Here is an 18,819-nt window from a genome sequence, read left to right as displayed (position 1 = left end):
GATCGGTGCTGCCGGTCGGGCGGCGGGATCGGCGTTGCTGCGGAACGGGCAAATGGATGGCGGTGCCGCCCGGGCGTGCATCACCGACAGGTAACTTGGCAGGTCAATGTGCCGTCGTCCCGGCCCACTGACACCGTGGAGGTCCTCGGCTACCGGCCGACGCCGACGACTCCCCCGGCGGACACAGCGGTGGGGGAGTCGGCAACGGAAGCGGCTGGCAGTCAACGTTGACGGTCATCACCGTTGACGACTGTCATGGACTGCAGTTCGGGCCGACGACTATCACGGAGTGACCGAGACGATGTACGACGCCGCGCTGCTCCGCAGCCTCGTCCCGAGCGTGCTCGCAGTCCTCGTCCGCCGCGGAGCCGACTTCGCGGCGGCCGAGGACGCCGTCCAGGATGCGCTTGTCGAGGCGGTGCGGGTCTGGCCCGCCGACCCGCCACGGGAGCCGAAGGGCTGGCTCATCACCGTGGCCTGGCGCAAGTTCCTCGACGCGGCCCGAGCCGACGCCGCCCGCCGACGCCGCGAGGACACGGTCGAGTCGGAGCCGCCCATGGGCCCGGTCACGACGAACGACGAAACGCTGCAGTTGTACTTCCTGTGCGCCCACCCCGCCCTGACGCCCTCGTCAGCCGTCGCTCTCACCCTGCGCGCGGTCGGCGGGCTGACCACCCGGCAGATAGCGGAGGCGTACCTGGTCCCCGAGGCCACGATGGCCCAGCGCATCAGCCGGGCCAAGCGCACGGTCTCCGGTGTCCGCCTCGACCAGCCGGGCGACGTCGCCACCGTGCTGCGCGTGTTGTATCTGGTGTTCAACGAGGGGTACTCCGGCGACGTCGACCTCGCCGCCGAGGCCATCCGCCTCACCCGCCAGCTCGCGGCCGTCATCGACCACCCGGAAGTGGCCGGTCTCCTCGCCCTGATGCTGCTGCACCACGCCCGCCGAGCCGCCCGGATCACCGCCGACGGCAGCCTGGTACTCCTGGCCGACCAGGACCGCACCCGCTGGGACACCACGGCGATCGCCGAGGGCGTCGCCATCCTGCAGGCCGCACTGTCCCGCGACCGCCTCGGCGAGTACCAGGCCCAGGCCGCCATCGCCGCGCTGCACGCCGACGCCCCCTCCGCCGCCGAGACGGACTGGGTCCAGATCGTCGAGTGGTACGACGAGCTTCTCAACCTCAACAACAGCCCGGTCGTCCGCCTCAACCGCGCCGTCGCCGTAGGCGAGGCCGACGGTCCCCAAGCCGGCCTGGCCGCCCTCAACACCCTCGACCCGGGCCTGCCCCGCCACACCGCCGCGTCCGCATACCTCCACGAGCGCGCCGGTGACCTCCCGGCCGCCGCCCGCCTCTACGCCGAAGCCGCCCGCAAGGCCGGCAACCTGGCCGAACGCGACCACCTGACCCGCCAGGCCGCCAAACTCAACGCCCGCCTCCGCACCTGACCACGCCGGAGCGCCGGCGTCCGCGCCGGAGCGCCAGTATCCACACCGGAGCGCCGGCGTCCGCGCCCCAGCGCCGCCGTCCGCGCCCGAGCGTCACACGCTCGATCAGCCCGCGAACGCCCGTCGCCCCGGGCTATGAACATGCGGGCCAGACCCCTGACCGGAGACCGGCGAGCGGGGTCACGGGTCCAGCAGCAGGGCGCAGGCAGGCGTTCAGCGCTTGATGGCGAAGTCGGTAGCGGCGCTGAGCTTCGAGCCGACCCGCGCCACCACCTGATACGTCCCCTCGGGCGCCGGTGTGGCGCCGACCGCACAGACGTGCGGCGTCGCGCGGTAACTGCTCCACTGGATCCGGTACGTCACCGCGTCCCCGACAGCGAACGCCCGCACATCCGTCTTCTTCGCGGTGTTGCAGTCGTCCGAGGAGAACAGCAGGGCACCGGCCCGCAGGATCTGGACCTCCTGCGCCCCGGAGCCCAGGTCGCGGGTACACCAGTCGGTGGCCTTGCTGGCGATGTTGATGTCGAAGGAGAACGTGCCGCCGAGCGGGCCGGGGGAGGGGACCACGGTCACGGTCACGGCGATCTGGTCGTCGGTGCACGGCGGGATGTTCGCCGGCGGGGCACTGCGCTGCGCGGTCGGCTGGCCGGTCGGGTCCGGGCTGGCCGGGACGATCTGCGGCGTGGCCGAAGGGTCGCTGCTCGCACCGGGCCCGCCGGTGGCACCCAGGCCGCCGGTGGCACCCGGGCCGCCGGTCGCGCCCGCGGCGGGGTTCGCGGTCGAGCCGCCGCCCTGCCCGGACGCCGCCGCGCTGGTGGCCGTCGTCGGGTGGTCGCCGCCGCTGTTGCGGGCGAAGATCCACACGAGCAGGACCGCGCCCACGACGACGACCGCCACCATGGCACGGCGGCGCCAGTAGACGGAAGAGGGCAGGGGGCCGACGGTCCAGCGATTCGCCGGTCGTTGCATTCGGGCAGTTTGCCAGAAGCCGTGCGGCGGTTCAGCCCCGGACACCCCGTTTCGGATGACCGGTTCGGCGTGTTGCCGGCGACCTTACCCGTGCAGCCACCGGATGAGCTGGTCGACGAACGACGCGGGGTCGTCCAGCCACGGAAAGTGACCGGCGGCCGGCAGGACCGCGACCTCGGCCGGTGGGGCGAGCGGCGAGGAGAAGAACGCGGCGTACTGCGCAGCGTGCTTCGGCCCCAGCTGAATGTCGTACTCCCCGGCCAGCACCAGCACCGGCGCGGTCAGCAGCGCCAGGCCGGCCCGGACCGCCGCCGGGTCGAAGGCGTCGTCGCTGTAGTACACCGCGGCCGCGGCCCGGTTCGTGAGCGCCTCGGCCCGTTCGGCGTGCGACCGCGAAGTTTCGTCCCATCGGCCGTACACGAACGGGGTGATCGCCACCCAGTCCTCGTCGGTCGCCGACCCGGCCCAGATCCGCTCCAGCGAGGCGAACGACTCCGCGAACCACGGCTCACCCTGGCGCAGCACGGCCACGGCCCGGCGGTCCTCGTTCGTGACATCGATGCCGACCGGCCGCGGCGTCGGCGTGACGAGCGCGAGCCGGCCGACGCGCCTCGGGTAGCGGGCCGCGTACAGCATGGCGATCGTCGCCCCGCCGGAGTGCGCGAGCAGGTCGAGCGTGTCGAACCCGAGGTGCACGCGCAGCGCCTCGAGGTCGTCCACCTGCCGATCGCACCGGTACGTCCCGGGGTCGGCCGGCTCCGCAGAGTCACCGGTCCCGCGCAGATCGAGCGCGAGCAGCGGCCACTTCATGGCGAGCCCACCGAGGTCCCCGAGGTACGCCGACGCCTGCATCGGCCCGCCCGGCACGCAGATCAGCGGCCGCCCGGCCCCCATCCGGTGATAGGCCAGCACGGTGCCGTCGTTCGCCTCGAAGATCCCCACTGCCCGATCCTACGTTCCACCGCCCCCACCTCGGCACATTCGCGAACGACAATGCTCCCAGCAACCGCCCGCTCACAATGCGACAAACGCAGCGGTTGTACTGCGAGCAGTCCCCGCGACCCACAAGGACCCGATCACGCACAGTGGCCACACCAACTACCCAGAGCGCCGACTCAACGCCTCAAGCACCCCAGCCCCGTCACACCGACGTCAACAGCTGACATCGCCGCACCGACCGGTAACTCACCGTGCTCGCCGGCCGACAGCAGACCACACGCGATCGACGCAAGCGCCACGTCTCGCGGCAAGGACCGGCGTGCGGCTCGGCCGGTCACTCGCCGTGCTCAGCGCGTCGAGATCTGCTGCGGCGAGCGCGGGCGGGCGACCCGGTCGGCGGCGGCCACGACCTCGTCCACGGCGACGGCCAGCAGGGCCGGATGCGGATGGTCACTCGCAGTGTCCCCGGGCTCGGCCGTACGCCCGCGCCAGATCGCCACGTGCTGCGGCCGGTCCGGCGGCGGTCCCCACAGCCGCGGCGGCACCGGCCCGAACAGGACGACCGACGGCGTGCCGTACGCCGTGGCCAGATGGGCGATCCCGGTGTCGCCGCTGATCAGGACCCGGGCGTGGCCGACGAGCCCGGCCAGTTCGCGCAGCCCGGTGGCGCCGGCCAGGACGGCGGTGCCCGGCAGCCCGGCGTCCGCGGCGACGGCCTGCGCGACCTCGGCCTCGGCCGCCGACCCGGTGACGACGACATCATGACCGGCCGCGGCCAGGGCGCGCGCGGTCGCGGCGAACCGCTCCGGCGGCCACCGGCGCAGACCAGACTTGGCGCCCGGGTGCAGGACCGTGGCCCCCGGCCGCTGCGTACCGGGCATATCCAGGGCGAGGTCGGCACTGTCACAGGCGATCCCGGACCACCGCAGCATCCGGCACCACCGCAGCACCTCGTGCTCCTCGAAGCGCCACTGCGGCCCCCCGCTGCCGAAGCTCAGCAGCCGCCGGGGGAGCGTGGCCCGCAGCAGCTCGGTCGACTGCGGCCCGCGCCCGTGCAGGTTGACCGCGACCGCCGGATGCAGCTGCGGCAGCCGATCGTCGAGCCCGCCGCACGGCAGCAGCTCGTCGACCACGCCGGTCAGCTCGGCGAGCGGCCCCAGCCACGCCGGAGCGGCGAGCACGATCCGCTCACCCGGAAAGGCCCGCCGCACCCCGCGTAGCGCCGGGACCGCGGTCGCCAGGTCGCCGACCCCCAAGGCCCGCAGCACCAGAATCACCGAAACCAGCGCCCCGTTCCCGCCCAGCCATCCACGGGCCCGCCCGCGCGAGCCGAATCCGCCCCGTCCGCGCCAACACTCGCGCCCGCGCCCGCACCAACGCCCGCGCCAACGCCAACGCCCGCGCCAACGCCAACGCCCGCGCCAACGCCCGCGCCAACGCTCACGCCCGCGTCCGCGCCGCCAACGCCCGCGCCCGCGCCAACACTCACGCCCGCGTCCGCGCCGCCCGCGTCCGCGCCGCCCGCGTCCGCGCCGCCCGCGCCCGCGTCCGCGCCGCCCGCGCCCGCGTCCGCGCCGCCCGCGCCCGCGCCCGCGCCCGCGCCCGCGCCCGCGTCCGCGCCGCCCGCGCCCGCGCCAACGCCCGCGCCAACACCGATGCCGATGCCGTGAGCACCGTCCCCGCCGGCGCGAATGCCGACGCCGACGCCGCAGGAACCAGCCGCACCGACGGCAACGCGGTAGGGGCCAGCCGCGCCCGCGCCGACGGCGGCAGGATCGGTTGTGCCCGTGCCCGTGCCCGTGCCGGTGCCGGTGCCGGTGCGGGTGCGGGTCGGGGCGGCGGGCGAGGCCGGTCGGGTGAGGGTCACGGGTAGGAGGTCTCCTGCTCCGCGCAGACCACGAGTTCGCGCACGGCGCTGCCACGGGGCTGGCCCACGGCGAACAGGACCGCCGCCGCCACGTTTGCCGGGTCGTTGAGGATCGCGTCAGGGCCCGGCTTGTACTGCTCGTCGCGGTCGTCGAAGAAGCGGGTCCGCATGCCGCCGGGGATGACGAGCGTGACGCCCACCTGCCCGGCCAGCTCGGCGGCCAGGGCGCGGGTGAAGCCGACCACGCCGAACTTGGCCGCGCAGTAGGCCGTGGCGTCGCTTACCGCCTTGACGCCGAGCGTCGAGGCGATTGTCACCACGTTGCCGTGCGACTCGGTCAGGGTCGGCAGCGCGGCCCGGATGACGGCGGCCGTGGCCAGCAGGTCGACGGTGACGACCCGCTCCCAGACCTCGGCCGGTACGTCGGCCAGGCGGCCGGGCACGTCCATGCCGGCCGCGGTGACGACGGCGTCGAGGCGGCCGAGGTCCGCGATCGCCTTGCGGGTGGCGGCCTCGGCGGCGCGGGTGTCGGCCAGGTCGCACTCGGCCCAGGGGACACCCCCGGCCGGGGGCTGGCGGTCGATGACGTAGGGGCGGTCGCCGGCCTGCAGCGCGGCGGTGACGATGGCGGCGCCGAGGCCGCTGGAGCCTCCGGTGACCAGTACTGCGCGACTCATGCGGTTCCTCCGGACGATGACGAGCGGGCGGTGGAGATGAGCTTCGTGGTGGAGCGGCCGTCGAGGTACGGCACGATCACGGTCTGGCCGCCCCACTGCCGGACCAGTTCGGCCTCGGGCAGGGCCGGGCCGCCGTCGGCGTAGTCGCCGCCCTTGACCCAGATGTCGGGGCGCAGCCAGGACAGCGTCGCCTCGGGCGTCGGCTCGTCGAACACGACGACGGCGTCGACGCTGGCGAGGGCCGACAGCAGGCGCTTGCGGTCGGTTTCGTGGTTGACCGGCCGGTCCGGGCCTTTCAGCGCGCGGACGCCGGCGTCGGAGTTGAGGCAGACGATCAGGCAGTCGCCGAGGGCCCGGGCCGCCTCCAGGGTGGCGACGTGCCCGGCGTGCAGGAGGTCGAAGCAGCCCCCGGTGGCGACGATGGTGCCACCGGCCGCGCGGACGCGGGCGACGACCTCGTGCGCGGCGGCGGTCCCGCCGGCGGGACCGGTGCCCCGGCCGCCGCCGGGCCCGGCCGGGTGGGCCGGTTGCGCGCTGCGGGCGACGTACGCGGTGGCCGCGGCGACGGCGGCCGCGACCGCCTCCGAGGGCAGTGCACCGTCGGCCAGGGCGGCGGCGGCCGCGGCGGCGAACCGGTCGCCGGCCCCGCAGGTGTCCCCCTCGGCCACCTGCGGGGTGGGCACGACGAGCGGGGTCGGCCCGGCGTGGCACAGCACGGCTCCGGCCGCACCGGTGGTGACGACGACCGCGCCGGCCCGCCACCGCCGCCGCAGCTCCTGCCCGGCCCGGGTCGTGGCGGCGATCCGCCCGCCCCCGCCGGCGTCGTCGCTGAGCAGCCGGGCCTCGGCCTCGTTCGGGGTCGCCAGCCGGACCCCGGCCACCGGCGCCGCGCCGCGCGGATGCGGGTCCCAGACGATCGGCGTGCCCGTCGCGCCGAGCGCCGCCCGCAGCCCCGGCCGGCCGGTCAGCCCGCGCCCGTAGTCGCTGACCAGGATGGCGTCGGCCCCGGAGAACAGCGCGTGGAGATGCTCGGGGTCCTGGGGCGGGGCCGGCGCGCGGCCGCCCCGGTCGAGCCGCAGCAGCACCTGCCCACGGGCGCGCAGCCGGACCTTCTCCGGCGTCGCGCCCGGCAGGTTCACCGCATGCAGCCGTACCCCCGCCTCGGCCAGCAGCGCGGCCAGCCGCAGCCCGCCGGCGTCGTCGGCGAGCGCCGTCACCAGCGTCACCTCGAGCCCGTCGGCGGCCGCCAGCACCGCGGCCAGCCCGGCACCGCCGGGCCGGTCCACAGTGGACTCCTCGTCGAGCACCAGTGCGGGTGCGTCCGGACTGACCCGCCGCGCGGTACCGTCGACGTCGCGGTCGAGCAGCGTGTCCCCGACGACGACCAGCCGCCGGGTCACGACGCGACCAGCCGGTCGTCGCGCAGGCGCAGGTGGGCGTCGACGTGTTCGCAGATGACGTGGGCGGCGACGAGGTGCAGCTCCTGCACGACCTGGCCGTCGCCGGGGCAGCGGACCGTCTCGTCGCACAGCTCACCCAGCGGGGTCGGACCCGGGCCGGTCAGCGCCCACGTGTGCAGGCCCGCACCCCGGGCCGCCGTCACCGCGGCCAGGACGTTCGGGCTGCGCCCGCTCGTCGACATGGCGAGGAGCACGTCGCCGGAGCGGCCGTGGGCGAGGACCTGACGGGCGAAGACGTCCTCGTACCCGTAGTCGTTCGCGATCGCCGTGACCGCCGACGAGTCCGCGCACAGCGCGATCGCGGACAGCGGGATGCGCTCGTCGCGCAGGCGCCCGGTCAGCTCGGCCGCCAGGTGCTGGGCCTGGGCCGCGCTGCCGCCGTTGCCGCACACCAGCAGCCGCCCGCCGTCGCCGAGCACCCGGGCCAGGTGCCCGCCCCAGCGCTCCAGCCGGTCCGCCGCCTGCCCGAACGGCCCGATCGCCGCCGCGAGCGCGGCCAGGTGCGTGTGCAGCGGGTTCATCCGGCCACCGCCTCGGCGCGGGCACCGAGCGCCAGACCGCTGACGGTGCTGTAGAGGGCCGAGAGCTGCGCGGCGGTGCGCTGCCACGAGTAGCGGGTCCGGGCCCGGTCCAGGGCCGCCGAGGCGTACCCGAGGCGGCGCATCGGATCGTCGAGCAGGCGGCGCAGCGCGTGGCCGAGGGCGTGCGGGTCGCGGGCCGGGACGAGCTCGCCGGTGACGTTGTCGACGACGGTGTCCAGCAGCCCGCCCACGGCGGTGGCGACGACCGGGCGGCCGCAGGCCATGGCCTCGAGCGGGGTGAGGCCGAACGGCTCGTACCAGGGGACCGCGGCGACGACGTCGGCGGCGCGGTACCACGCCGGCATCGCGTCGGCCGGGACCTGGCCCTCCAGGTGCACCCGGTCCGCGACGCCGCACTCCTCGGCGATGTGGCGCAGGCGGGCCGCCTCGGCGTCGCCCGGCCCTCCCAGGATGTGGCAGGCGGCCCGCGGTACGAACGGAAGGGCTCGAATCAGTTCGGCGAATCCCTTGCGCTCCACCAGCCGGCCCACGGAGACGATGTGGTGGTGGGCCGGCGACAGGGTGACGGCCGGGCCGTCGGGGGTGAAGCGGTCGAGGTCGACGCCGGAGGGCACCAGCGCGAGGCGGCTGCGCGGCACGCCGAGCCGGGTCAGTTCGCGGGCCTCGTCGCGGCACTGGGCGACGACCCGGTCGACGTGCCGGCCGATGTGCCGTTCGAAGCCGATGCGCTGCGGGGGGCTGGTGTCGGCGGCGCCCTGGTGGCGGCGTTTGACGGTGCCGAGGGCGTGGAACGTCTGCACCACCGGGATGCGGCGCGACCCGGCCGCGGTGAGCGCGGCGAGCCCGCTCATCCAGAAGTGCGCGTGCACGACGTCGGGCACCCACGGGTCGGTGTCCCACTGCGCGCCGAGCCAGCGGCCGAAGTCGCCCATGTACGGCAGCAGGGCGTCCTTCGCCAGGACCCGGGCCGGGCCGACCGGGACGTGCACGACCGACACGCCGTCGCCCATCGCCACTGTGGACGGTTGCCGGGCGGCGTCGCGGCGGGTGTAGACCCGCACGTCGTGGCCGGTCGCGGCCAAGGCTGTGGCCAGCTCGCGGACGTGGGTGTTCTGCCCGCCGGCGTCCTGCGTCCCGGGCGGGGCAAGGGGGCTCGCGTGTTCCGAAATCAGCGCGATGCGCACAACGATTCCTCCAGCAGTTGGTCCCAGTCGGCCAGGAAGCGGTCGAGGCCGTACCGGCGCCGGGCCGCGGCCCGTCCGGCGGCCCCGAGACGCCGGGCGTCCTCGGGCGATTCGATGAGCCAGAGCGCCGCGTCGAGCAGGGTGGCGACGTTGGTGGACAGCACCCCGGCGCCCGGCGGTACCGCCTCGACGGCCTCGGTGGTGCCCAGGGCGACGACCGGCACGCCGATGGCCATCGCCTCGATCAGTGACAGGCCCAGCGACGTCCACCGGCACAGGTGCAGGTAGGCGCGGCGGCGGGCGAGTTCGGCGTGCATCGCGGCCTGCGGCGGGTCGGCGAAGACACCTATCGACGCCAGGCCCGGCAGCGCGGGCAGATGCTCGACGCCCATGCCGAAGACGTCGAGGGGCGCGGCGGCCGCGAACCGGGCGAAGAGGTCGGTGCCGGTGACCCGGCCGCGGCGGACCGGCTCGTTGGTGACGACGGCCAGGCGTTCGAGCTCGCCGGTGTAGCGGGCCGCGGGCTCCACGATGCCGTGCTCGATGACCGTCGTCGCCGTGGCGCCGCAGTCCCAGAACAGCGCGTTGAAGTGGGTGACGTGGACGATGACGACGTCGTCGCGGTCGGCCATGGGGTGGCGGGTGCCGGGTACGTCACCCTTCGGCGTGTTGTGCTCGAGGTACACCTTCGGGATCTTCGCCGTCGGGGCCCACAGCGAGAGCAGCTCCAGCTCCTCCGGGCGCTGCAGGACGATGAGGTCGATCTGTTCGCGGGCCAGCCGCTCGAACTGCACCTCGCGCACGGACTCGGGCCAGTCCCAGGTCTGGGCGCGGCCCCGGCCCCACGGCCCGCGGTCGTCGGTGACCGGCAGCAGGTAGCGGTGCTTGCCCTGCACGAACGCCGTCGTCCAGGACCCGTGGACATGCCACAGCAGGATGTTCACGCGGGCCTCCCGGCGCTGAGCAGTTCCACGGCGGCGACGACCGCGGCCGGGTCGACGCCGGCCAGGCACGGGTGGCCGCCAATGGGGCAGGCCGCGGCCCGGCTGTCCCGGCAGTGCGCGGCGGCGTCGCCGAGGCGCACGAGCGGGACGCGGTAGGGCGCCCACTGTCCGAAGGGGACGGTCGGCGCGTAGAGGCTGACGACCGGCGTGCCGACGGCGGCGGCGAGGTGGGCCGGGCCGGTGTTGCCGACCACGACGCAGTCCGCGGCGGCGAGCAGCCCGGCCAGGCCGGCCAGCCCGAACGCGCCGCCGAGGTCGACGCCGGCGGACCCGGCGACCTCGGCCGTGAGCTGCTTCTCGGCCGTCGACCCGGTGACCAGCACGCGGTGCCCGGCGGCGGCGAGCGCGGCGACGATCCGCGCGGACACGCCGGGCGGGCAGGCCCGGGCGGGCACCGACGCGCCGGGGTGCACCACGACGTACGGCCCCCGCTCGGGCGCGTCCGGCACCTCCCGGATCCGCAGCCGCAGATCGGCGCCGGGCCGGGGCGGGAACCCGGCCGCGGCGGCCAGGGACAGCGCCCGCTCCGCCTCCGGTACCCCCGGCGGCACGCGATGCCGCACGTCGAGCAGCGAGCCGGGGTAGTCGTCGCTTATCGCGCTGATCCGCCCGACCCCGGCCAGCCGCAGCAGCAGCGCGGTCGGCAGCGGTGACTGGTGGAACGACGTGAACACGACCGCCTCGTCGGCGCCGAGCGCGGCCAGCCGGCCGACGAGCGCGGCGGTCGCGGCCGGGTCGACCGGGTCCGGTGCGGGGTCGATCCACGGCAGCGGCCACTCGACGATCTCGTCGACGCCGGGCAGCAGCTCGGCCGCGGCGCGCCCGCGCGGCCCGCACAGCAGCACGACCCGCCCGGCGGCGGCCGCGACAGTGCGGATGGCCGGGCCGGTGACGAGCACGTCGCCGACCGAGTCGGGCCGCACGACCAGGACGGTGCCGGCGGTGTGGGCCCGGTGTGGGCCGGTCGGGTGCAGCTCGTCGCGGCGCAGGATCAGGTCGGCGGCGCTTGTCAGGTCCGGGGCGACGGCGGGCGCCGCGGCCACCTCCGCGGGGAGGGTCACCGCGGTCGGGACGAGGATGCCGGTGGCCCCGGCGGCGAGCGCGGCGGCCATGTCGCGGCCGATGTCACCGATGAGCACGCACCGCTCGGCCGTGGTGCCGAGCGCGGCCGCCGCGGCGTGCACGAGACCCGGCCGGGGCTTGCGGCACCGGCAGCCGTCGGCGTCGTCGTGCGGGCAGACCTGCCACGTGTCGAACGGCCCGAGCAGCTCCTCGACCCGGGCGTTGACCAGCTCCAGCTGCGCGGCGCCGAACCGGCCCCGGGCCAGGCCGGACTGGTTGGTGACGACCCCGAGGCGCAGGCCGGTGGCGCGCAGCCGATCGAGGGCGGCCCGCGCGCCGGGCATCGGGCGGACCAGGGCCGGATCGCCGTTGTACGGCACGTCCTCGATCAGCGTCCCGTCGCGATCGAGCAGCACGGCGTCGAACACGTTCATGCCGCCCGCCACCTCCACGCGCCGGCCAGCCAGTGCCCCACCGCCAGCGGGGGGATGAGGATGCTTGTGACGGCCATCGTCGCCACCTCGGCCGGGTCGCGCGGGCCGGGGGCGATCCGGGCCGCGGCGAACTCGGCCGTGCCCGCCGCCCACCCCAGCAGCGCCACGGCGGACAGCCACCGCCGGCGCCCCGGCAGCGCGGCCGCGGCGAGCGCGCCCGCGGCCGCGGCGGTGATGAGCGCGTGCCGGCCCCGGCGGCCCGGCGGGATCTGCAGCAGCCTCCGCCACCGCGGCCCGTAGAGGCGGCGCAGCAGGGCGTCGTCGGCGTTGCCGCGCTGCGTGCGCAGGCTGACCCAGCGGCTCTCCGGGCGCACCGGATGGGTGACGGTCCGCCCGCCGCGGACCAGCCGCCACCCGGCCCGCCGCACCCGGTACGCCAGCTCCGCGTCCTCGCGGAACGCGCGCGGGAACCGCTCGTCGAACCCGCCGACCTCGTCGAGCGCCTTGCGGCGGTAGGCGATGTCGGCGGTGAGCCAGGCCCCGTCCTCCAGGCCGATCGTGGCCCGCTCCCAGTCGGTCGGGCGGCGCCCGTGCGGCCGCGGCACCCGGATGCGGCCCTGCACCGCGCCGACGTCGTCGGCGACGTCGAGGTCGTGCAGCAGCCGCCGGTACCAGTCGGCGGCCGGCACCACGTCGTCGTCGAGGAACACCACCCAGTCACCGCTCGCCGAGCGCCAGCCCCGGTTGCGGGCCGCGGCCGGGCCGTGGCGCCCCTCGTCCTCGACGACGAGCAGCTCGACCTCCGGCGGCAGCGACCCGAGCGCGTCGAGCAGCGCGCGCAGCGTCGACCGGCCGAGCGTCGGCACGACGATGCTGACGCTCACCGCGCGCCGTCCTCCGCGAACGCCGTCGCCCGGTGGACCGCGAACGGCCCGAGCGCCAGCAGGTCGACCGGGGCCGAGCCGAAGAGCTCCATCGCCTCACGCGGAGTGTCGACCATGGGCCGTCCGGCGGTGTTGAGCGACGTGTTGACGACCACGGGCAGTCCCGTGCGCGCCTCGAACTCGGCAAGCATTCTGGCCACCAACGGTTCGGAGTCCGGATGTACCGTCTGCACCCGCGCCGTCCCGTCGACGTGCACGACGGCCGGGATCCGATCGGCCCAGGCCGGCTTCACCCGGTGCACGAACAGCATGTACGGGCTCGGGTACTGCCCCTCGAACACGTCCGCGAACCGCTCCGCGCGCACCATCGGCGCGATCGGGCGGAACTGCTCACGCCCCTTCACGTCGTTCATCCGCGCCGTCATCCGCCGCTCACCCGGGTGGCCGAGCAGCGAGCGGTGCCCGAGCGCCCGCGGGCCGTACTCGCTGCGCCCCTGGAACCAGGCGACGATCCCGCCGCGCGCGAGCACCTGCGCGGCCTCGGCGGCGATGTCGGCCGGCCGGCTGTAGGGCAGCGCCGCCCGCCGCAGCTCGGCCTCCAGCTCCTCGTCGCTCCACCCGCGCCCGAGATCGGCCCCGCGCATCGGCTCCACCGCCCCGGCCGTGCCCGCGACGTGCAGTGCCGCACCGAGCGCCGTGCCGGCATCCCCGGCCGCGGGCTGCACCCACACCCGCGCGAACGGCCCCTCGGCTGCGATCCGCGCGTTGGCCACGCAGTTCAGCGCCACACCACCGGCCATCGTGAGCATCGTCGGCCCGCCGGCCGCGGCAAAAAGCCAATGCGCCAGCTCCAGTTGTACTTCTTCGAGCCGCGCCTGCACCGAGGAGGCCAGATCCGCGTGGTCGGCGGTGAGCTCCGCATCGGAGGCGCGGGCCTTCGCGAGCGCGGGCCAGTCGATCTGCTCGACCCGGAAGCCGCCGTCGCCCGTCGCGTAGATCAGCTCGCGCAGCTCGGCCAGGAACCGGGGCCGCCCGTAGGAGGCCAGCGCCATCACCTTGTACTCGTCGCTGGAGTGCAGGAAGCCCAGGTGCCGGGTCAGGTTCTCGTACAGCAGCCCCAGCGAGTGCGGCAGCTGCTGGGCGGCGAGCGCTGTCAGCTGGCCGTCGCGGTAGACGCCGGCGAGGTGGCTGGCCGTCTCACCGCGACCGTCAAGCACGAGGACCGCGCCGTCGCCGCCGGTGGCCAGCCCCGCGGACGCGGCGTGGGCGACGTGGTGCGGCACGAACCGGACCTGCTGCGGATCGAGCCCGGGCAGGGCCGCGGCCAGGAACTGCGGGGCCCGCCGCGCGTAGTCGACCCGCATCGCGTCGGCCGGATCGTCGACTCCGAGCGCCGCGAGGTCGCCGCACAGGGCCGGGTCGAACGAGTACGCGACCGCGTCGAGGTCCTCCGGCCGCAGCCCCGCCTCGCGCAGGCACCACGCCGCCGAGAGCTCCGGCACCTCCCACGCCGAGAACGGCACCGGCCGCTTGCCGTGCTTGCGCCGGCTGAACCGCTCCTCCTCGGCCGCGGCCACCGTCCGCCCGTCGATCACCAGCGCGGCCGCCGGGTCGTGAAAGATCGCGTTGACCCCGAGAACCTTCATGTCCGGCTTGCCTACCCGGGCCCGCATCGCCCAACCAAATCGGTTCTCGCGGAGAACCGATTTCGCACATTGGGAACGGTTCTGCGCGAGAACCGTTTGACCGCCCGGAAGCGGGGAAGGTGGGCCCGTCATGCACATCGTTGAGCACCTCATCGCCGGGCGATGGTCGGCGGGCGGCGACGTCTCGACCGTGATCGGCCCGCACGCCGGCGCACCGGTGGCGAACTTCCCCGCGGCCACCCCGCACGAGGTCGCGGCGGCCGTCGCCGGTGCCCGCGCTGCCCAGCCCGACTGGGCTGCGACCGCACCCGCCGCCCGGGCGGACGCCCTGCGCGCCGCGGCCACCGCCGTCGAGCAGGCCACCGTCGAGCTGGCCCGCACTATGTCGGCCGAGATGGGCAAGCCCGAGGCGGATGCGGCCGGCTCCATCGCCGCCGGGGTGGGGACACTGCGGCAGTACGCCGAGCTGGGCCAGCTGCACGGCGGCCGCACCCTGGCCGGTGACCTGGGCGCCACCGACCTGATGGTCCGCGAACCCCGAGGCGTCGTGGCCGCCATCACCCCCTGGAACGACCCGGTCGCGATCTCCTGCGGCCTGCTGGGCGCCGCCCTCGTGACCGGCAACGCCGCCGTGTCCAAGCCGAGCGAGCGCACCCCGGCGACCGGCTGGCTGCTCACGAGGACGCTCGCCCCGCACTTCCCGCCGGGCGTCCTGTCCATGCTCGCCGGCGGCGCCCCGACCGGCGCCGCGCTTGCCGAGTCAGCCGTCGACGTGGTGGCCCACGTGGGCTCGACCGCGACCGGCCGCGCGATAGCCGCCGCGGCCGCCCGCACCGGCGCCAAGGCTCTGCTGGAGAACGGCGGCTGCGACCCGCTCATCATCGACACCGGCGTCGACCCGGCCTGGGCCGCCCAGCAGGCGGCACTCGGCGCATTCGCCAACGCCGGCCAGATCTGCGTCGCCGTGGAGCGCATCTACGTGCACGCGGACGTGGCCGAGGAGTTCCTGGCCGCGCTGGTGAAGGAGGCCGCGGCGTTCGAGATCGGCCCGCTCGTCGACCTGCGCCACCGCAGCGCCGTCCACGGCCAGGTGGTGGACGCCGTGGACCGGGGCGCCCGCATCCTGACCGGCGGCACGATCCCGGAGGGCCCGGGCGCCTGGTACCCACCGACCGTCCTGACCGACTGCACCGACGAGATGCGCGTGGTGGAGACGGAAACCTTCGGCCCGGTGGCTCCCGTGGTCACCGTGGCGTCGTTCGACGAGGCCCTGAGCCGCGCCACCCGCTCCCCGTACGGCCTGGCCGCGACGGTCCTGACCCCGTCGATGAGCAACGCCCACCGCGCGTGGCGGCAACTGGAGACCGGCACCGTCAAAATCAACGCTGTCTTCGGCGGCGCCCCCGGCGGCGCCGCCCACCCGCGGCGCGGCAGCGGCCAGGGCTTCGGCTATGGCCCCGAACTCCTTGACGAGATGACCGCGACGAAGGTGGTCCACCTGGAGTCCCCACCCGGCGGCTGGTAGCGCACGACGGCAGGCCCAACGAACACCGCCCGGCCCGCTCCGGCCGGAGGATGGCCTGACTTACTGGAGTCCCCACCCGGCGGCCGGCAGCGCTCAGCAGGCGACGCCGACGAGCACCTCCCGACCAGGTCCGGCCGGCGGTGGCCCTGTCTTACGAACAGCGGGGCGAGCAAGAGCGGTCGCCGTAAGCGCAAGAAGGCTCAGACCCGCAAGGCGATCGACAACGCCGCGCTCCACCCATTTCTGGAGCACGGCGACGACCGAGTGAGCGTGCGGGAGATCGCCGACGCCCCGGATCGGCCGGCGTCGACGGCCGTCGGCCGTGCCCGTCAGCGTGAATCGTTGTCCGGCGCGTTCGTCGGCGTCGACGGTTGTCGGGCATCCTCGTCGACGTGGACGTTGCTCAGGCATCTTCGTCGCCGTGGACGGTTGTTGGGCACCCTCGTCAGCATCGACGTTTGTAGTGCACCGTCGGCGCCATCGACGTTTGTCGGGCGCGTTGGTCGACATCGACGTTCGCCGGGCGCGTTGGTCGACGTGGACGTTTGCCAGGCGCGTTGGTCGGCATCGACGTTTGTCGGGCGCGTTGGTCGACGTGGACGTTTGCCGGTTCTGTCCGTCAGCGTGGATCGTTGTCGAGCACATTTGTGGGCGTCGACGGTCGTTCGGCGTCTTCGTCGATGTGGGCGTTTATTCGTGCGTGTTTGAGAAGTGGGTCATCATTCGTCTGGCCAGCGCCAGCGTTGCTGTCGGGTGGCGGGTTCGCCTCCGGCTAATCGTCTGGCCATGGTGTTGATCGCAGCCCAGCGGATCGTGGCTTCGGAGGTGGCGGGGTCGCGTTCGTACCGGCACGCCGACCAAACGCGAGTCGTTCTCAAACATGCGCCAGCACTGCCCGGATACGCGCGCCCAGCTCGGCGAACTGCTGCGGCGCATACGGCAGGACACCGTTCTCGGCCATGAGCGCGTGATACTGCTGCCGCTCGTACGGCACGCCAGGCGGCAGCGGCGCGACGTGCCAGTGCACGTGCGCGTTGCCCTGCATACTGCCGAGCGAGAGCAGGTAGGTGCGCTCTGGCTGGACCACCTCACCGACGGCATGAGCGACTCGGTGCACCACGGCCTGCAGGCGCAGATACTCCTCTGGCGTGAGACCTCGGATCACGTCCTCGACATGCCTGCGTGGAACAACAAGCGTGTAGCCCGGCAGCGTCGGATATCGGCTGAGGAACGCCACATGGGCCCCGTCGTCATGGAGCAGCTCGTGCTCGAACCCCGGTTCACCGTCGAGGAACGCGCAGATGAAGCACCGTCCCGAACGAACCCGCCGCTCGTATGCGACGAGGTCCACCGGCACCCGATCACCAAGCCCACTCATCCAGGCACCGAAGTCGTTGAGCCTCGCTCTGCGCATCGAACCCTTCTCAAGCACGCTCTTCGGCGTCTTCGTCGACGTCGACGTTTGTGAGGCACCTCGATCGGGCTCGACGGTTGTCGGTTCTGTCCGTCGATGTGGATAGTTGTCGAGCGGCGTGGTCGATGTTGACGAAAATCGACTTGGGTGTCGTAGCTCGACCTCTTGCAAGCGTGCGGCTGCCTGGTCGGCCGTGGCTGCTCAGCTGGCCTGGATGGCGCGGGTGGTTGCCGGTTCGGCCTGGTGGCGATTTGCCGGGTGTTGGGCCTAGGCGGTTGCCGCCCGTCCCGGTGGTTGCCTGTTCGGCCTGGTGGCGATTTGCGGGGTGTTGGGCGTGGGCGGTTGCCGCCCGGCCTGGTGGTTGCCTGGTCGGGCTGGTGGCGGGTTGTGGGGCGTAGGGCGTACCTGGTTGTTCACCCGGCCTGGTGGCTGTTTGTCCGGCGCGGGTGGTTGCCTGTTCGGCCTGGCGGCGACTTTGCGGGTGTTGGGCGTAGGGGTTGCCGCCCGGCGTGGTGGTCGCCCCGCCTGGGCTCGTGGGTGTTTGTTCGGTGCGGGTGGTTGCTTGCTCGATCTGGTGGCTGCTTGCTCGGCGGCAGTGGTCGACTGCCTGGCGAAAGCGGCGCTCTATTCGGCCAGGTGGCGGCGTAGGAAGCCCAGAGCGTGGGCCAGCAGGCGGGAGACGTGCATCTGGGACAGGCCGACCTGCTTGGCGATCTCCAGCTGCGAGAGGTTGCCGTAGAAGCGCATGGACAGGATGCGCTGTTCGCGTTCGGGCAGGCGGGCGATCAGCCGGCGCAGGGACTCGCGGTACTCCACAAGGGCGAACTCCGGTGCTTCGCCGCCCAGGGTGTCGAGCATCGTCGTGTCGTCGTCCATGCCCGGGGTCGGCACGTCCAGGGAGAGCGGGCGGTACGCCTGGGTCGCCCCCACCGCCTCGATGACCTGCTCCTCCGTGAGGCCGGTCGACGACGCCAGGTCGGGCACGGTCGGCGAGCGGCCCAGTTGCTGCGTCAGCGCGTCGCGGGCGTGGTTGACGGCCATGCGCAGCTCCTGGAGCCGGCGCGGCAGGCGGACGCCCGAGGCGCGGTCGCGGAAGTGGCGCTTGAGCTCGCCGGTGATCGTCGGGGTGGCGTAGGTGCCGAACTCCGTGCCGTGCTGCGGGTCGAAGCCGTCCACCGCCTTGACCAGGCCCAGGGCCGCTACCTGCGCCAGGTCGGCGGCCGGCTCGCTGCCGCCGTCGTAGCGGCGGGCCAGGCGGTGGGCGGCCGGGAGGCACTGTTCGATGACCTGGCGGCGGATCCGGGCGCGGACCGGGTCGTCGCCGTCGAGCTGGGCCATGCGCAGCAGCTGCTCGGTGACACCGGCCGGCCACTGGCCGTGGCTGAGCTCGACCTGGTCCAGGTCGACGTAGCGGCGTTCGCGGTTGTCGAGGGGCCAGTCGAGCTCGTCGTACACGCCCAGCTGCTTCGCCGCGCCGGCGATCTCCAGGGCGGCGAGTGCGACGCCGGTGGCGCCGCTGACGTGCAGGTCGGTCTCGATCTGCTCGCCTCGGCGCTGCAGGTAGACCAGGATCTTGATCGCGGCCGCGTCGACCAGGCGGACCTGGTGCACGTCGACGGCGACGTCCGCCGTCCGGGCGTCGAACTGCTCGAACACGATCTGCCGTAGGTACGGCGCGGACGCATAGTCGAGCACTCCCGAGCATTCCAGGAGGGTTGCGTCCGGCCGCTGTGACACCAAGATTGTCAAGTCCATGACCGCC

16 protein-coding genes are annotated in these 18,819 nt (G+C 74.5%); 2 read left to right on the top strand and 14 right to left on the bottom strand.

The window, feature by feature from the left end; all coding sequences use genetic code 11:
• Window positions 1-301: 301 nt before the first annotated feature.
• Window positions 302-1,450: an RNA polymerase sigma factor gene (locus Dvina_RS28815; RefSeq protein ID WP_223105769.1), complete on the top strand. Its 1,149-nt coding sequence runs from the start codon at window positions 302-304 to the stop codon at window positions 1,448-1,450.
• A 213-nt stretch (window positions 1,451-1,663) separates the two neighbouring features.
• On the opposite strand, the gene Dvina_RS28810 is transcribed toward Dvina_RS28815, so the two are convergent.
• The 12 genes from Dvina_RS28810 to Dvina_RS28755 form a co-directional block, all read right to left on the bottom strand.
• Window positions 1,664-2,419, bottom strand: a complete 756-nt coding sequence (locus Dvina_RS28810; protein WP_223092470.1) for a hypothetical protein — start codon at window positions 2,417-2,419, stop codon at window positions 1,664-1,666.
• Window positions 2,420-2,503: 84 nt separating this feature from the next.
• A complete protein-coding gene (locus tag Dvina_RS28805; RefSeq protein ID WP_223092469.1) occupies window positions 2,504-3,361 on the bottom strand; it encodes an alpha/beta fold hydrolase in 858 nt (285 codons plus the stop codon).
• A 344-nt stretch (window positions 3,362-3,705) separates the two neighbouring features.
• Window positions 3,706-4,635 (bottom strand): glycosyltransferase family 9 protein, encoded by a 930-nt coding sequence (locus Dvina_RS28800; protein ID WP_223092468.1) that lies wholly within the window; start codon window positions 4,633-4,635, stop codon window positions 3,706-3,708.
• Window positions 4,632-5,225, bottom strand: coding sequence for a hypothetical protein (locus tag Dvina_RS28795; RefSeq protein WP_223092467.1), 594 nt, complete (start codon window positions 5,223-5,225; stop codon window positions 4,632-4,634). Before Dvina_RS28795 ends, Dvina_RS28800 begins: the two co-directional genes overlap by 4 nt.
• Window positions 5,222-5,902: an SDR family oxidoreductase gene (locus tag Dvina_RS28790; protein ID WP_223092466.1), complete on the bottom strand. Its 681-nt coding sequence runs from the start codon at window positions 5,900-5,902 to the stop codon at window positions 5,222-5,224. The genes Dvina_RS28795 and Dvina_RS28790 overlap by 4 nt, the downstream gene beginning before the upstream one ends.
• Window positions 5,899-7,302, bottom strand: coding sequence for a PfkB family carbohydrate kinase (locus tag Dvina_RS28785; RefSeq protein WP_223092465.1), 1,404 nt, complete (start codon window positions 7,300-7,302; stop codon window positions 5,899-5,901). Before Dvina_RS28785 ends, Dvina_RS28790 begins: the two co-directional genes overlap by 4 nt.
• Window positions 7,299-7,883, bottom strand: a complete 585-nt coding sequence (locus Dvina_RS28780) for a D-sedoheptulose-7-phosphate isomerase (protein WP_223092464.1) — start codon at window positions 7,881-7,883, stop codon at window positions 7,299-7,301. Before Dvina_RS28780 ends, Dvina_RS28785 begins: the two co-directional genes overlap by 4 nt.
• Entirely contained in the window at window positions 7,880-9,088 is a 1,209-nt protein-coding gene (locus Dvina_RS28775; RefSeq protein WP_223092463.1) for a glycosyltransferase, read from the bottom strand. Before Dvina_RS28775 ends, Dvina_RS28780 begins: the two co-directional genes overlap by 4 nt.
• Entirely contained in the window at window positions 9,073-10,032 is a 960-nt protein-coding gene (locus tag Dvina_RS28770; protein ID WP_223092462.1) for a glycosyltransferase, read from the bottom strand. Before Dvina_RS28770 ends, Dvina_RS28775 begins: the two co-directional genes overlap by 16 nt.
• A complete protein-coding gene (locus tag Dvina_RS28765) occupies window positions 10,029-11,588 on the bottom strand; it encodes an HAD-IIIA family hydrolase (RefSeq protein WP_223092461.1) in 1,560 nt (519 codons plus the stop codon). The genes Dvina_RS28770 and Dvina_RS28765 overlap by 4 nt, the downstream gene beginning before the upstream one ends.
• Entirely contained in the window at window positions 11,585-12,472 is an 888-nt protein-coding gene (locus Dvina_RS28760) for a glycosyltransferase family 2 protein (RefSeq protein ID WP_223092460.1), read from the bottom strand. The genes Dvina_RS28765 and Dvina_RS28760 overlap by 4 nt, the downstream gene beginning before the upstream one ends.
• The gene (locus Dvina_RS28755; protein WP_246655381.1) at window positions 12,469-14,145 is read right to left on the bottom strand and encodes a carbamoyltransferase family protein; all 1,677 of its coding nucleotides are present in this window, start codon (window positions 14,143-14,145) and stop codon (window positions 12,469-12,471) included. The genes Dvina_RS28760 and Dvina_RS28755 overlap by 4 nt, the downstream gene beginning before the upstream one ends.
• A 103-nt stretch (window positions 14,146-14,248) precedes the next feature.
• On the opposite strand from Dvina_RS28755, the gene Dvina_RS28750 reads away from it, so the two are divergent.
• Window positions 14,249-15,643: an aldehyde dehydrogenase family protein gene (locus tag Dvina_RS28750; RefSeq protein ID WP_223092459.1), complete on the top strand. Its 1,395-nt coding sequence runs from the start codon at window positions 14,249-14,251 to the stop codon at window positions 15,641-15,643.
• Window positions 15,644-16,517: 874 nt separating this feature from the next.
• Here the strand turns inward: Dvina_RS28750 and Dvina_RS28745 are convergent.
• Both Dvina_RS28745 and Dvina_RS28740 read right to left on the bottom strand, forming a co-directional pair.
• The gene (locus tag Dvina_RS28745; RefSeq protein ID WP_223092458.1) at window positions 16,518-17,075 is read right to left on the bottom strand and encodes an HIT family protein; all 558 of its coding nucleotides are present in this window, start codon (window positions 17,073-17,075) and stop codon (window positions 16,518-16,520) included.
• 606 nt (window positions 17,076-17,681) lie between these two features.
• Complete coding sequence (locus Dvina_RS28740; protein WP_223092457.1) at window positions 17,682-18,812, bottom strand: SigB/SigF/SigG family RNA polymerase sigma factor; 1,131 nt, start codon at window positions 18,810-18,812, stop codon at window positions 17,682-17,684.
• Between the last annotated feature and the right edge of the window lie 7 nt (window positions 18,813-18,819).

Source organism: Dactylosporangium vinaceum, assembly GCF_019904175.1.
Classification (GTDB): domain Bacteria; phylum Actinomycetota; class Actinomycetes; order Mycobacteriales; family Micromonosporaceae; genus Dactylosporangium; species Dactylosporangium vinaceum.
Note: the sequence above shows the minus strand (reverse complement) of the source record. Positions and strands in the feature narration are given on the sequence as shown.

Excerpts from the sequence above, each read along its gene's own strand:
- Dvina_RS28815 (WP_223105769.1), top strand. The coding sequence starts at position 302 with ATGTACGACGCCGCGCTGCTCCGCAGCCTCGTCCCGAGCGTGCTCGCA.
- Dvina_RS28790 (WP_223092466.1), bottom strand. The coding sequence starts at position 5,902 with ATGAGTCGCGCAGTACTGGTCACCGGAGGCTCCAGCGGCCTCGGCGCC.
- Dvina_RS28740 (WP_223092457.1), bottom strand. The coding sequence starts at position 18,812 with ATGGACTTGACAATCTTGGTGTCACAGCGGCCGGACGCAACCCTCCTG.
- Dvina_RS28765 (WP_223092461.1), bottom strand. The coding sequence starts at position 11,588 with ATGAACGTGTTCGACGCCGTGCTGCTCGATCGCGACGGGACGCTGATC.
- Dvina_RS28810 (WP_223092470.1), bottom strand. The coding sequence starts at position 2,419 with ATGCAACGACCGGCGAATCGCTGGACCGTCGGCCCCCTGCCCTCTTCC.
- Dvina_RS28780 (WP_223092464.1), bottom strand. The coding sequence starts at position 7,883 with ATGAACCCGCTGCACACGCACCTGGCCGCGCTCGCGGCGGCGATCGGG.
- Dvina_RS28750 (WP_223092459.1), top strand. The coding sequence starts at position 14,249 with ATGCACATCGTTGAGCACCTCATCGCCGGGCGATGGTCGGCGGGCGGC.
- Dvina_RS28755 (WP_246655381.1), bottom strand. The coding sequence starts at position 14,145 with ATGCGGGCCCGGGTAGGCAAGCCGGACATGAAGGTTCTCGGGGTCAAC.